The sequence below is a fragment of the Arthrobacter sp. 135MFCol5.1 genome, assembly GCF_000374865.1.
In the GTDB taxonomy this organism is placed as follows: Bacteria; Actinomycetota; Actinomycetes; order Actinomycetales; family Micrococcaceae; genus Arthrobacter.
This window is the reverse complement of record NZ_KB895470.1, coordinates 26109-39371: the sequence shown is the minus strand read 5'-3', so window position 1 is coordinate 39371 and position 13263 is coordinate 26109. Positions and strand designations below refer to the sequence as shown.

Below are 13263 nucleotides of genomic sequence, written 5' to 3'. Positions count from 1 at the left end.
GCCTTCGTCCATGAGGTTTCGGGGGAAGCTTTGGGGTTTGTCCTCCGGTGTGCCGGTCCCGCGGGCTTAGCCGGCGTCCCCGGCCAGTTTCCGCTTGAGGATCTTTCCACTTGGTCCGAGGGGCAGTTCGGAGAGGATCCTGACCACCCGCGGGTACTTGTAGGCCGCCAGTCGGGTGCTGGCGAACTCGACCAGCTCGGATTCGGTGACGGCGGCTCCCGGGTCCAGTACGATTGCGGCCGCGATCTCCTGCCCATGCATCTCGTCCGGAATTCCGTAAACGGCGGCGCTGACCACGGCCGGGTGGGTCAGCAGGACTTCCTCCACCTCCCGGGGATAGACGTTGTATCCGTTGCGGATGATCATGTCCTTCTTGCGGTCCACGATGGTGAGGTAGCCGTCGTCGTCCTTTGTCCCAAGGTCGCCGCTGCGGAACCAGCCGTCCACCACGGCTTCTGCCGTTGCCTCCGGGCGGTTGAGGTAGCCCTTCATCAGCAGGTGTCCGCGGATCACGAGCTCGCCCAGTTCCCCGTTGGGCAGCAGTTCGATGCTTTCCACCGTCTCGGGACGGGCGATCTCGATGTCCACGCCCCAGATCGGGACCCCGATGGTTCCCGGCCGGGGAGGGGTGCCCACGTGGTTGAAGGCGGCCACCGGGGAGGTCTCGGTGAGGCCGTAGCCTTCATGGATTTCCACCCCAAAGACGTCGCGGAACCGGTCCATCACGGCCAGCGGAAGGGAGGCCCCGCCGGAGATGCCGTACCGCAAGGCCGCCGGCCGTTCAGGCGCTGACTTGGCGGCTTCCAGGAGAGCCACGTACATGGTGGGCACGCCGAGGAAGATGTTCACGTCGTGCTTTACCAGCAGCTGCAGGGCGTCTGCGCCGGTGAATCGCGGCATCAGGACGATCGTGGCGCCGGCGCGGAGTCCCGTGTTGAGGACAACGGTCTGGCCAAAGGTGTGGAACAGGGGCAGTCCACCGAACAGGACGTCGCCGGGCCGGAAGTCCATCACGCTGGTGAGCAGGACGCTGGTCTGTTCCACCAGGGCGAAGTGCGTGCCCAGCGCCCCTTTCGGTTTGCCCGTGGTGCCCGAGGTGTAAAGGATGGTGGCCGTGTCCGAGGGGCGGCAGGGTTCATAGGTCCGGATGGGGTCGGCGGCGGCGGCCTCCGTCTCCAGCCGGGGGAACCCGTCGTCGTCCGGTGCCAACACCGTCACCACGTCCACTCCGCTGGCGGCAGCACCCGCCGCACCCTCGGCCAGGAGCGGGGCAGCGCAGATCAGCAGCCCGGCCCCGCTGTCCTGCAGGACATATTCGATCTCACGGGCCTTGAGCAAGGCGTGCACGGGGACCACGATGGCGCCCAGGGACAGGATGGCGTAATAAACCCGCGCGAAGTCCGGAACGTTGGGAATCAGGACGGCGACGGCGTCTCCCGGACCTATGCCGCGGGCCCGCAACGCTCCGGCGTAGGCGCGGGTCTGGCTCCACAGGTCCCGGTAGCTGACCTGGTCCTCACCGACGACGAGGGCAACGCTGTCCGGGGTCCGGTGTGCCGATTCGGCCAGGATGGCGGCGACGGAGATGGTGGCAAAACCGTCGGCGGTGCTGGTGTTGGTCATGGCCTGCTTCCTTGGTGGGAGGGACTCGCTGGTGGGAGGGTCAGGCTTTGAGGATGAGGGCGTCGCCTTGGCCGCCGCCCCCGCAGAGGGCTACGACGCCGGTGCCGCCGCCACGCCGTTTCAGCGCCAATGCCTGGTGCAGCACCAGGCGGGCGCCCGAGGCGCCGACGGGGTGGCCCAGGGCAATCGCCCCGCCCTCGGCGTTGACCGTTTCGGCGTCGATTCCAAGATCGTTCGCGGACTGGATCAGGACCGAGGCGAAGGCCTCGTTGATTTCCACCAGGTCGAGGTCCTGCGTGCTGAGGCCCTCGACCTTGAGGGCACGCTCGATGGCCCGGGCGGGCTGGGAGTGCAGCGATCCGTCCGGGCCTGCAGTCTGGCCGTGTGCGCCGATCTCGGCGATCCATTCCAGCCCCGCGGCGATGGCGGCGGCCTTGCTGGCAATCACCAGCGCCGCCGCGCCGTCGGACAGGGGCGACGCCGAGCCGGCGGTGATGGTGGCTGCGGCATCCTTTGAGAAGGCAGGCCGGAGCTGCGCCAGCGATTCGGCCGTGGTGTCCGGCCGGATGCCCTCGTCGTGCTCAAGGGTCACGGCGGGGCCCTTGCGCTGCGGTACCTGGATCGGCGCGATTTCCTCTGCCAGGGCACCGGAAGCGCGCGCCGCTTCGGCACGCTGGTGCGAGCGGGCGGCCACGGCGTCCTGCTCGGCACGGGTGATCCCGCGCTCAACATTTCCGGCGTCAGTTGCCTCGCCCATCAGTTTGCCGCTCACCGGATCCTGGAGCCCGTCATGGTTCAGGGAGTCCAGCATGGGGGCATCGCCGATGACGACGCCGGCGCGCAGCCCGGGGACCAGGTGCGGCGCATTGGTCATGGACTCCTGGCCGGCGGCGACAATGAAGTCGGCTTCGCCGGTGCGGATCATCCGGGCGGCATCAATGACTGCCGTCAGGCCGGACAGGCAGAGCTTGTTGATGGTGATGGTGGGAACGTCCCAGCCGATGCCGGCGGCCAGGCTGGCCTGCCGCGCCGGGCCCTGGCCGGCCCCGGCCTGGATGACCTGCCCCACGATGACGGCTCCGATGAGTTCCGGGGCCACGCCCGTCCGTTCCAGCGCCGCCCGGATCGCGTGGGCGCCCAGCTCGCTCGAGGAGAAGGGGGTGAGGCCGCCGCGGAACCTGCCAAAAGGTGTCCGGGCGCCGCCGAGGATGACGGGGATGTTGGCGTTCTGGTTCAAGAACAGTCCTTTCGGGACGATGGGGCGGCCAAAGTCAGCCGGTAAGGGTCAGGCGAAGGCGGAGACACCCGTGATGCCGCGGCCGATGATCAGGGCCTGCACGGTTTCGGTGCCTTCGTAGGTATGGATCGCTTCGATATCGGCCAGGTGCCGGGCCACCCGGTTGGCCAGCAGGATGCCGTTGCCGCCCAACATGTCGCGGGCATTGGAGGCGATCCCGCGGGCCGTCCGGGTGCAGGTGTACTTGACCAGCGAGGCCTGCTCCGGGGTCAGCGTTCCGGCTTCGTCGAGCCGGGTCATCTGCACCACCATGAGCTGCATGGTGGCCAGTTCGCTGAGCATCCGCGCCAGGCGCTCCTGGATGATCTGGGACGCGGCCAGCGGCCGGCCGAACTGCTTGCGCTGCTTGGCGTACTGGACGGCTGTCTCGTAGCAGGCCGTGGCATGCCCGACGGCGGACCAGGCCACGCCGAGCCGGGTCGCCAACAGGACGCGGGCGGTGTCCTTGAACGTGCGTGCGCCCGGCAGGACGTTGCTTTCGGGGACGAAGACGTTCTCCAGCCGGATGTGGGCCTGCCAGATGGCGCGAAGGGCCAGCTTGCCCTCGATCCTGGTGGCGGCGTAGCCGGGGGAATCCTGGGGGACCAGGTAGCCGTGCACCTGGCCATCGTCGCCGCGCGCCCAGACAACGCTGACCCCGCCGATGGAGCCGTTGCCGATCCACTTCTTTTCGCCATTGAGCAGGAATCCGCCGTCAGTGCGGGTTGCCGTGGTTTCCAGGGCTACGGAGTCGGATCCATGGGTGGGCTCTGTGAGGGCAAAGGCTGCGTACTCGGTTCCGCGGGCGATCGCGGGCAGCCAGCGTTCCTTCTGCGCCTCGGATCCGCACTCGGCGACGGACCGCAGGGCGAGGCCGCCCTGGACCGCGATCATGGTGGCCACGGATCCGTCCCCGCGGCTGATTTCCATGTTCACCAGTCCGGCGGCCATGCTGCTCATCGGTTCGAAGCCGTCCACGGCGGTGCCGTCGCGGAGCAGGTCCAGTTCGCCGAGGCGGTGGAGGAGGTGGAGCGGGTACTCGCCGCGCTCCCAGTAGCCGTCAATGACGGGGAGGACTTCCTCCTGGACGAAGCAGCGGGCGCGGTCCCAGTACTTCCGGTCCTCGGCGCTGATGCCGGCGAAGACGGAGGCGGGATCGGTGCCGAGGGCCTCGGTGAGAAGGTACTCGGGTTCCACCGTCCCGGCCGGGAAGTCCGGCGCACCGCCGGTGACGGTGGGTGCTGGGCTGGGCGACGTCGTCGTCATGTCTGCATCCTCTGGTTCAGCGGCGGCTGCGGGCCACCCGGGTGATGTGGCTCACGCCGCACCGACTAAGAATGCACTGAAACGCAGTTCCACGTCAAGAAACTCCGTACCAGATGCGGCTGGGCGTCAGGGCAACGCATCGCGGACCGCCCGGGCGATGGCATCCTTGTCTGCCGGGCCGGCGAGCACGGTGACGACGACGGTGGCCGCCCTTTGCTCCGTGGCGTCAACAGGGGCGCCGGGACCGAGGAGGGTTGGCCGGAACGTTTCGGCCAGGGCCGCGAGTTCACGGGCGAGGGCTGCCGACCTGTCAGGCTGCCCGGATTCCCCGGCCGCGAAGGGCGCGCGAAGCCACTGCCGCAGGAAGGCGTTGTGCACGGCCACCACGGCTGCGGCGAAGGCAACGGCCGCGTACTCGCGGCGGCCGTCCCTGGGCAGGGTGTCGTTGAGGTACCGCAGGAATGCCCGTTCATAGCGGTGGGAGGTGACCAGTTCCCGGTCCCGGAGGGCCGGCACCGCCTGCAGGAGCCCGTACCGGGCCAGGGACGTTGCGCGGTTCCGCAAGTGGTGGTCGAACACCAGGAGCGCGGCGTCCGCGACGGCGGCCAGTGGCTCCAGCCGTGAGTCCGCCAGCCGGGTGTTCACCTGCTGCAGGATGCGCTCGTGGTCAGCGAAGACCACATCCTCCTTGGATCCGAACCTCCGGAAGAACGTGCTGCGGCTCATGCCCGAGGCCTCCGCGAGTTCCTCAACAGACGTTGCATCGAAACCCTGCTTTGCCAGGAGTTCGATGGCGGCGGCGACAGGCCCGTCGGCAGGATGGCTGGGAGGGGGTGGGGTCATGCGCCGAAATCTAGCACAGCGGCACTGTGGCCGGCCTGCCGCGGGATGGTGCGGCAGGCCGGCCACGCCGGCAGGTACGGATCAGGCGCCTTGCCGGGCCCAGCCGGTGAGCTTGTCCGAAAGCTGCATGTAGGCCTCGTTGACCTGCTGCAGCTCCGGGTGGGCGTCGTACCACTGGACAATTTCCCGGGCTCCGTCCGCAAACGGGATGGTGGCGGTGTAGTCCGTGACCAAGGATTTGATCTTGGTGTTATCGAAGACCACCGAGTGGGACCGGTCGCCCAGCAGGTTTGACCCCAGTTCCTGGTCGTGCGCGGCGATGGTCTGGGATGCCACGTGCACCAGTTCGGGTTCACGGACGCCGGCCGCCCGGGCGAACAGCCGGTAGATCTGGTTCCACGGCAGGTATTCGTCGGAGGTGATGGTGTAGCTTTCACCCACCGCCTGGGGCCTTCCGAGCAGGCCAACAAACGCCTTCGCGAAGTCTTTGCTGTGCGTCAGCGTCCAGAGTGACGTACCGTCGCCGTGCACCATGACCGGAAGCCCGCTCCGCATCCGGTGGATGTCCGTCCAGCCGCCCACCATGGCGATTTTGGTGCGGTCGTAGGTGTGCGACGGCCGGACCACGGTCAGCGGAAAGTCCTCTTCCCGGTAGGCCCGGAACAACAGCTCCTCGCACGCGATCTTGTCCCGGGAGTACTGCCAGAAGGGGTTCTTCAACGGCGTGGACTCCAGGATGGGCAGCCTGGTGGGCGGCTTCTGGTAGGCGGAGGCGGAGCTGATGAAGACGTACTGTGCCGCCCGGTCCCGGAACAGATCCATGCTGGCTTGCGCCTGGTCCGGGGTATAGGCGATGAAGTCCGCCACGGCGTCGAACTCCCTGCCGCCCAGCACCTCACGGACCGCGGCCGCATCCCGGACGTCCGCGTGCAGCACTTCAGCACCGTCCGGAACCGGCCTGGTGGATTGGCCCCGGTTCAGGATGGTCAGCCGGTGGCCGAGCGCGACGGCGTGTTCTGCCGCCGCCGCGCTGATGACCCCGGTGCCGCCGATGAAGAGGAGGTTCCGTGGCGCCACCGTGCCGGCAGCCAGGGGAGTTACCACGCGTAGTCTTCCGGTGCCGTGCGGTGGCCGGGGAAGATGTCGTCAAGCCGCTTGAGCGCGTCTGCGTCGAGTGTGACGTCCAGGGCGCGGATGGCGGCATCCAGTTGTTCCTGCGTGCGCGGGCCCACGATCGGGGCGGTCACGGCGGGCTGGTGCAGCAGCCACGCCAGTGCGACGTCGCCCGGTTCGTGCCCCAGTTCGTCGGCGAAGTCCTCGTATTGGCGGATCTGGTCTTCATGCTTCTTCAGCGTCTCGGCGGCGCGGCCTTCGGTACGCCGCACGCCTTGCCGCTCCTTCTTCAGCACGCCGCCCAGCAGGCCGCCCTGCAGCGGTGACCAGGGGATCAGGCCCAGGCCGTACTGCTGCGCCGCCGGGATGACTTCCAGCTCCACCTGCCGCATGAACAGGTTGTAGATGGACTGTTCGCTGACCAGCCCGGTGTAATTCCGGCGCCGCGCCGCTTCCTGGGCCTGGGCGATGTGCCAGCCGGCGAAGTTGCTGCTGCCGGAGTACAGGATCTTTCCCTGCTGCACCGCCACCTCGATGGCCTGCCAGATCTCGTCCCACGGTGTGTCACGGTCGATGTGGTGGAACTGGTACACATCGATGTAGTCCGTCTGCAGCCGCTTGAGGCTCGCATCCAGGGCCCTGCGGATGTTCAGTGCCGAGAGCTTGGACTCGTTGGGCCGGTCCGTCATGGTGCCGTAGAGCTTGGTGGCCAGGACGGTGTGCTCGCGGCGCTCGCCGCCCTTGGCGAACCAGCGCCCAATGATTTCCTCGGTCCAGCCGCGGTGGTCTGCCCCGCCGTAGACGTTGGCGGTGTCGAAGAAGTTGATGCCGGACGCGTGGGCGGAGTCCATGATGCTGTGGGCGTCCGCTTCCTCCGTCTGCGGCCCGAAGTTCATGGTGCCAAGGCAGAGGCGGGAAACTTTCAGGCCGGACCGGCCCAGGTGGGTGTACTGCACGGAAATTCCTTTCGGTGGTGGAGCTTGTCGACCAGGTGGTCGGGCTTGTCGAAACCTACATCTGGGTGAAGGCCGCGACGGCGGGATCGGACCCGATGCGGGCACCGGACTCAAGCGCCGTGATGGCGGCCAGTTCGTCGGCGGAGAGCGTGAGCGATGATGCCGCGAAGTTTTCCCGGATCCGGCCGGGGTTGGCCGACTTGGGGATGACGATGTTTCCCTGGGCCAGGTGCCAGGCGAGTACCACTTGGGCGGTGGTGGCCTCTTGGGCGCTGGCAATCGCGGTGACGGCGTTTCCGTTCAGGTCCCCGCCCTGGCCCAGCGGGCTGTACGCCTCCACGGCGATGCCCAGGTCCCGGCACTTTGCGGCGAGGTCCGCCTGCTGGTAGCTGGGGTGCAGTTCGATCTGGTTGACGGCGGGGACGGTTTCGGCGGACTCAAGCAGGGTGTCCAGGTGGTCGGACAAGAAGTTCGAGACCCCGATCGCGCGGATTTCCTTGTTCTGGTACAACCGCTCCATCTCCTTCCACGCCTGGACGAACAAACCCTGTGAGGGCACCGGCCAGTGGATGAGGTAGAGGTCGATGAAGTCCAGGCCCAGTGCTTTGCGGCTGTTTTGGAACGCCTCCTGCGCGCGGCCCTGCTCGCCGTTGCGCAGCTTGGTGGTTACGAAGATCTCGTCGCGGGCGATGCCGGTGGCGGCAAGCGCCGCACCCACTCCGGCCTCGTTGCGGTAGGCGGCGGCGGTATCGATGTGGCGGTAGCCGGCCTCGAGGGCGTCCTCGACGGTGCGCTGGGTGTCTTCCGGCGGAACCTGGAAAACGCCGAAGCCAAGTTGCGGGATGGTGACGCCGTTGTTGAGTGTCAGCTCTGACATGGGTGTGCTCCTAGGACGATGGTGATGTGGATCGGTGCCGGCTGCTCGACGAAGAAAGCGGTTTCCGCTGGCTCACTCCTGAGCCTATGCACTTTTGCCCGACAAGTCAGCAGAGAAGGCTGTTCCTGTTTTTCCTAGGATTCCCAGTCCTACCTTTTGGGTGGAGCGGGGCACCCTTCCCGGGCAGAATGGTCTGCATGGGTCAAAGCGCCGAGTTCGGAAAATTCCTCAAAGCCATGCGGTCCCGGCTGAGTCCGGAGGTTGCCGGAACGGGTCCCAGCACCGGTGCCCGCAGGGTTCCGGGGCTGCGGCGGGAGGAAGTGGCGCGGCTGGCCGGGGTCAGTACCGACTACTACGTCCGGCTGGAGCAGGGGCGCAACATCCACCCCTCACGCACCGTCCTGGACGCCGTCGCGAGGGCGCTGCGGCTGGACAGCAGCGAGCACGCACACATGCTGGACCTGCTGGAGAACTGTGCCGGTGGTCCGCGCGAGGCCGGTACGGCCGCAGCGCAGGGCGTCCGGCCCGCGCTGCGCCAGCTCCTCGACGCGGTGGGGGAGGTGCCCGCCCTGGTGCTGGGCCGGCGCAGCGATGTCCTGGCCGGCAACCGGATGGCGTTCCTGCTGTTCGCCGATTTTCCGGCGCTGCCGGCGGCGGAGCGGAACCTCACCCGCTGGACCATCCTTGATCCAGCGGCGCGGGAGCTTTTCAGGGACTGGAAGACGGTGGCTGCCGAAGCCGCCGGATCCCTTCGGCTCGACGTGGGCCGGCATCCCAACGATCCGCAGGCCAACCACCTGGTGGGGGAGTTGGCCGTGAACAGCGAGCATTTCCGTCAGTGGTGGGCCGGGCACCGGGTGGCCACGAGGGCGGCGGGCACTGTCCGGCTGCACCATCCGGCGGTGGGCGACCTGGAACTGAATTTCGAGAACCTGGTCCTGCCGGAGGATCCCGACCAGATGCTGCGGGTGTATTCCGCCCGGCCGGGCTCGCCGTCGTCGGACGCATTGGCCCTGCTTGGCAGCCTGGGTGCCGCCAGTGCTCCAGGTGCCGGGGATGCAGGCACGCTGCGGGACGCAGCGGCGGTGGCCGACGGCGGGCCGGCGGACTAAGCGCCGCGGCTCGGTACCGTAACTGTACGTTCGTCCAGCGAATGGCGCCGATTCTGGCCAGCCGCCCATTGGGCTTTGCCCGGCCGTTTCCTAGGGTTGAAGAACAAGCTTCCCCGCACGGTTCTTACCACCCCAGGATGGTCTCAACGATGAAACGCATCGCACTGCTGAAGGAACGCCAGGCCTCCGCCGGCGCCACGTCCACAGCCACGGGTTCGCACTGCCCGGCCTCCGGACTCTGGAGCCCGGACTCCGATTCCCGCACCGTCCTGTCCTTCTTCGAAGGCCAGGTTTTCCCCGCGTTCGACGGCGTCCCAACGGTCTGGCGGCGCCGCAGCCCGGGAACAGCCAACTAACGCACGGGCCCGGGGCACCAAACTTAAAATCGGGAGGTCGTGAAGCCATCGCTTCACGACCTCCCGGCGTTAAGGCTGGGGTGTTCAGTGATCTTCCAGCCGGAAGCCGAGTTTGATGGTTACCTGCCAGTCAGCGACCTTGCCCTCCTCCAGGTGGCCGCGGATCTCCTTCACCTCGAACCAGTCGAGGTTCCGGAGGGTCTGGGAGGCTTTGGCGATCCCGTTCCGGACCGCGTCGTCCACGCCTTCGGTGGAGGTGCCGACAATTTCAGAAATGCTGTACGTGTGGTTGGACAACTTCGCTCCTCGTGATCATCGTTGCTCCCGGTTGCGGGCCGTCCCTGAAGCCTAGTGGCACTGCGAGAGCGTTGACCAGAGGGGCCGGCCCCCTTCATACGGGCCGCCGCCCGCGGGCTCACTTGGCGGGCAGGACCAGGTTCCGCAGGTCGTCCAGGGTCTGCTGCATGTGGGCGTCCATAGCGGTGCGTGAGCGGGCCGGGTCGCGGGACTCAAGGGCCTCGGCGATGTTCTGGTGGTGTCCGATGGCGTGTTCCTGAATGGCCGGTACCGCCGACGTCTCGGCCCGGCGCTTTTCCAGGACGCGGTGCAGCGGCTCGAACAGGACGGAGACGAAGACGTTCCCCGACGCGCGCAGGATGACATCGTGGAAGCCGAGATCGGCCTCTACGAACGCTGCGACGTCGTTGATGCTGTTGGCGGCCTTCATGGCCGAGACGTAGGCGAACAAGGAGGCAATGTCCTCCTCCGAGATGCGTCCGGCGGCAAGTTCGCAGGCTCCTGTTTCCAGCATCCGGCGGAGCTCGATGAGCTGGATGGAGGCGTCGGCGTCGTTCTTGCCCTCCGATGCCGCCCGCAGCACCGCTTCCAGCGATGTCCACCGGCTCAGGGGGTTGACGAACGTCCCCCGCCCTCGTTCGACGCTGAGGATCTGCTGGGCCTGGAGCGTCTTCATCGCTTCACGGACCGTCATGCGGCTGACTTCATGGCGGGCGCTGAGTTCCAGTTCGCCCGGAACCGTGGCGCCGGGCGGAAACTCGCCTTCGATGATGCGGTCCAGCAGCTCATCGGCCACGATGCCGACCAGCGATTTCCTTGCCATGGTTCCCCCGCTTCCTGCTTCCGGCCAACGCCCGGCGGATATGTCAGACAAGTCTACTTGCGCGTCTTTATGCCGTGTGCCACACTAACATTCAAATGCAAGATGTCAGACATCTTACAGTTACCTTTACATCAGTATCCGGGTCCCGGATCGCTACACAATGGAGTGCACTGTGACGCTTGAAGCAGACCTTCTGGCCGCCTATCCGGCTGACCTCGAGATCCCCGCAGGGCTCGTTGCCGGCTCCCTGGCCGCTTCCAACGCAGAGGTTCCCCGCGTCCTGGTGGTGCTCGACGACGACCCCACCGGCACCCAGTCCGTGGCAGACCTCCCCGTGCTCACCAGATGGGACGTAGAGGACTTCAGCTGGGCTTTTGCGCAGGGAAAGCCCGCGGTCTACGTCCTCACCAACACCCGGTCCCTCGACCCCGCCGAAGCGGCTGCCCGCAATGAGGAAGTGGTCCGCAACGCCCTCGCGGCGGCAGGATCGCCCGACTCCCTGCGGCTGGGATTCGTCAGCCGCAGCGACTCCACCCTCCGCGGCCACTACCCCCTGGAGCCTGACGTCATCGCGGCCACCGTTGCCGGGGTCAGCGGCGAGAAGACCGACGGCGTGGTCCTGGTCCCCGCATTCCCAGACGCCGGCCGGCTCACCATCGGCGGCGTCCACTACATGCGCGGCACCGGTGACGCGAAGGGCACCGTGGTCCCCGTCTCCGAGACCGAATTCGCCAAGGATGCGTCCTTCGGCTTCAGCACCTCCGTCATGGCCGACTACGTCGCCGAGAAATCCCAGGGCAGGTTCCCGGCGGACTCAGTGATCGTCCTGGACCTGAACATCATCCGTGCCGGCGCCGCCGCCCAGGACCCGGCCATCTCCGCCAAGGCGATCGCGGACGCCATCGAGCCCGCCACCGATTCCACGCCCATCGTGGCGGACATCGTCACCGAGAATGACTTCCGCGCCCTGGCGCTGGGACTGGAAGAGGCAGAACGCCGCGGCAAGAAGCTCCTGTACCGAGTGGGCCCGCCGTTCGTCCGCGGCCGCATCGGCCAGGAGATCCGGGCCGCACTGACTTCCGAAGAGGCCTACGCAGGCAACACCCCGTCGGAGGCGGGCGGCCTGATCGTGGTGGGCTCGCACGTCGGCGTGACCACACGGCAGCTCAACGTCCTCACCGCCGAACACAGCTCGGCGCGCATCATCGAGATCGACGTCGAGAAGCTCCTCGCCGCCGAAGCTGGAACAGCCGACCCCAACGCCAAGGAGCACCTGGACCGCACGGTGGACGCCGTGGTCGAGGCCCTACACGCCGGCGACGTGATCGTCCACACCAGCCGCCTGCTGATCAAGACGGACGACCCCGCCGAAAGCCTGCGGATCGCCCGTACCGTCTCCGCCGCCGTCGTGGACGTGGTCAACCGGACCCTGAAGACCTTCCCGCCGCGGTTCGTCATCGCCAAGGGCGGGATCACGTCCTCCGACGTCGCCGCCCACGGCCTGGAAATCCGGCACGGCATTGTCCGCGGCCCCATGCTCCCGGGCATCGTCAGCCTCTGGGAACCGGTGGACGGCCCCGCCAAGGGCATCCCCTACATCGTGTTCGCCGGCAACGTGGGCGACGACGACTCCCTGGCCCAGGTCACCCGCAAGCTCAGCAACAAGTTCTAAGAGTTCCGAACAAATTCAACGGAGAACACCATGACCAGCAACTACACCATCACCGTCCTGGGCCTCGGCGCCATGGGCCTGCCCATGGCCACCCGACTGGCCTCCCAGCTCACAGTCCACGGCTTCGACATCGCCGAGCCCCGCCTCAAGCTCGCCGAAGAAGCCGGCATCGCCACCTTCACCACCGCCCGCGAAGCCGCCAAGGGAGCGGACGCCGTCCTCCTGGCCGTCCGCAACGGCGAGCAGCTCAACGACGTCCTCTTCGGCGAAAACGGCGTGGCCTCCGTCCTGGAGCCGGGCGCCGTCGTCATCCTCGGCAGCACGGTGGGCACCGACGCCATCCCCGCCACCGTGGCCAAGCTGGCCGAATACGGGGTGGACCTGGTGGACGCCCCGCTGTCCGGCGGCCCCAAGCGCGCCGGCGAAGGCGACCTGCTGATCGTCGTCGGCGCGTCCCCCGAAGCCCGCGAAAAGGCCGCCCCCGCCCTGGACCTGCTGGCCTCCACGCTCACCGTGGTGGGTGACAACCCCGGCGACGGCCAGGCCCTGAAGACCGTCAACCAGCTCCTGTGCGGCGTCCACATCGCCGCGGCCGCCGAGGCCCTGGCCCTGGCCGACGCGCTAGGACTGGACCAGGCCAAGACCCTCGCCGCCCTCGAAGCCGGCGCTGCCGGTTCCTTCATGCTCTCCAACCGTGGCCCCCGCATCCTGGAGGCCTACAACGAGGAAGGCGCCGAGGTCCTGTCCCGCCTGGACATCTTCGTCAAGGACATGGGCATCGTGGGCAAAGCCACCCGCGCGGCCGGGCTGGCAGCCCCCGTTGCCGCCGCCGCCGAGCAGCTCTACCTGCTGGGCCAGGCCCAGGGCCTCGCCGCGGCCGATGACTCCGCCGTCATCAAGGTGGTCGCCCCGGCCAAGAGGACCAAGTAAGCGTCTCTCCCCCCGAACGGTACGACGACGGCGGTCCCCCCTCCGCCGTCGTCGTACCTCCCAGCGTTGCGGCTTAGTTCCGCAGCGTTCCATCCCCGCCGTGATACCTGATGCCCGTC

At 67.7% G+C, this 13263-nt stretch carries 13 protein-coding genes; 4 read left to right on the top strand and 9 right to left on the bottom strand.

From position 1 onward, the window contains the following. Window positions 1-66: 66 nt before the first annotated feature. The 7 genes from C563_RS0119425 to C563_RS0119395 form a co-directional block, all read right to left on the bottom strand. Window positions 67-1623 (bottom strand): long-chain-fatty-acid--CoA ligase, encoded by a 1557-nt coding sequence (locus tag C563_RS0119425; protein WP_018763743.1) that lies wholly within the window; start codon window positions 1621-1623, stop codon window positions 67-69. Between the two features lie 40 nt (window positions 1624-1663). Beyond that, window positions 1664-2860, bottom strand: a complete 1197-nt coding sequence (locus C563_RS0119420) for an acetyl-CoA C-acetyltransferase (RefSeq protein ID WP_018763742.1) — start codon at window positions 2858-2860, stop codon at window positions 1664-1666. Window positions 2861-2908: 48 nt separating this feature from the next. Beyond that, window positions 2909-4165: an acyl-CoA dehydrogenase family protein gene (locus C563_RS0119415; protein WP_018763741.1), complete on the bottom strand. Its 1257-nt coding sequence runs from the start codon at window positions 4163-4165 to the stop codon at window positions 2909-2911. A gap of 126 nt (window positions 4166-4291) precedes the next feature. Further along, window positions 4292-5008, bottom strand: coding sequence for a TetR/AcrR family transcriptional regulator (locus C563_RS0119410; protein WP_018763740.1), 717 nt, complete (start codon window positions 5006-5008; stop codon window positions 4292-4294). 81 nt (window positions 5009-5089) lie between these two features. After that, window positions 5090-6112 (bottom strand): NAD-dependent epimerase/dehydratase family protein, encoded by a 1023-nt coding sequence (locus C563_RS0119405; protein ID WP_018763739.1) that lies wholly within the window; start codon window positions 6110-6112, stop codon window positions 5090-5092. Next, entirely contained in the window at window positions 6106-7077 is a 972-nt protein-coding gene (locus C563_RS0119400; protein WP_018763738.1) for an aldo/keto reductase, read from the bottom strand. Before C563_RS0119400 ends, C563_RS0119405 begins: the two co-directional genes overlap by 7 nt. 55 nt (window positions 7078-7132) lie before the next feature. Continuing rightward, a complete protein-coding gene (locus C563_RS0119395) occupies window positions 7133-7954 on the bottom strand; it encodes an aldo/keto reductase (RefSeq protein WP_018763737.1) in 822 nt (273 codons plus the stop codon). A gap of 197 nt (window positions 7955-8151) precedes the next feature. Here C563_RS0119395 and C563_RS0119390 point away from each other — a divergent pair, with 197 nt between their 5' ends. Further along, entirely contained in the window at window positions 8152-9066 is a 915-nt protein-coding gene (locus C563_RS0119390) for an MmyB family transcriptional regulator (RefSeq protein WP_018763736.1), read from the top strand. A 149-nt stretch (window positions 9067-9215) separates the two neighbouring features. After that, window positions 9216-9422 carry a hypothetical protein gene (locus tag C563_RS0119385; protein ID WP_018763735.1) on the top strand — a complete coding sequence of 69 codons (207 nt, stop codon included), beginning with the start codon at window positions 9216-9218 and terminating at the stop codon, window positions 9420-9422. 84 nt (window positions 9423-9506) lie between these two features. On the opposite strand, the gene C563_RS0119380 is transcribed toward C563_RS0119385, so the two are convergent. Together C563_RS0119380 and C563_RS0119375 are read right to left on the bottom strand one after the other, a co-directional pair. Continuing rightward, window positions 9507-9719, bottom strand: coding sequence for a dodecin (locus C563_RS0119380; RefSeq protein ID WP_018763734.1), 213 nt, complete (start codon window positions 9717-9719; stop codon window positions 9507-9509). A gap of 118 nt (window positions 9720-9837) precedes the next feature. Further along, window positions 9838-10542, bottom strand: coding sequence for a FadR/GntR family transcriptional regulator (locus C563_RS0119375; protein WP_018763733.1), 705 nt, complete (start codon window positions 10540-10542; stop codon window positions 9838-9840). Window positions 10543-10714: 172 nt separating this feature from the next. Between C563_RS0119375 and C563_RS0119370 the strand changes: the two genes are divergently transcribed. After that, window positions 10715-12214: a four-carbon acid sugar kinase family protein gene (locus tag C563_RS0119370; RefSeq protein ID WP_018763732.1), complete on the top strand. Its 1500-nt coding sequence runs from the start codon at window positions 10715-10717 to the stop codon at window positions 12212-12214. A gap of 30 nt (window positions 12215-12244) precedes the next feature. Beyond that, the gene (locus C563_RS0119365; RefSeq protein ID WP_018763731.1) at window positions 12245-13144 is read left to right on the top strand and encodes an NAD(P)-dependent oxidoreductase; all 900 of its coding nucleotides are present in this window, start codon (window positions 12245-12247) and stop codon (window positions 13142-13144) included. Window positions 13145-13263 lie beyond the last annotated feature (119 nt).

Coding starts and splice junctions, on each gene's coding strand:
- C563_RS0119425 (WP_018763743.1), bottom strand. CDS start 1,623: ATGACCAACACCAGCACCGCCGACGGTTTTGCCACCATCTCCGTCGCC.
- C563_RS0119415 (WP_018763741.1), bottom strand. CDS start 4,165: ATGACGACGACGTCGCCCAGCCCAGCACCCACCGTCACCGGCGGTGCG.
- C563_RS0119410 (WP_018763740.1), bottom strand. CDS start 5,008: ATGACCCCACCCCCTCCCAGCCATCCTGCCGACGGGCCTGTCGCCGCC.
- C563_RS0119395 (WP_018763737.1), bottom strand. CDS start 7,954: ATGTCAGAGCTGACACTCAACAACGGCGTCACCATCCCGCAACTTGGC.
- C563_RS0119390 (WP_018763736.1), top strand. CDS start 8,152: ATGGGTCAAAGCGCCGAGTTCGGAAAATTCCTCAAAGCCATGCGGTCC.
- C563_RS0119385 (WP_018763735.1), top strand. CDS start 9,216: ATGAAACGCATCGCACTGCTGAAGGAACGCCAGGCCTCCGCCGGCGCC.
- C563_RS0119375 (WP_018763733.1), bottom strand. CDS start 10,542: ATGGCAAGGAAATCGCTGGTCGGCATCGTGGCCGATGAGCTGCTGGAC.
- C563_RS0119365 (WP_018763731.1), top strand. CDS start 12,245: ATGACCAGCAACTACACCATCACCGTCCTGGGCCTCGGCGCCATGGGC.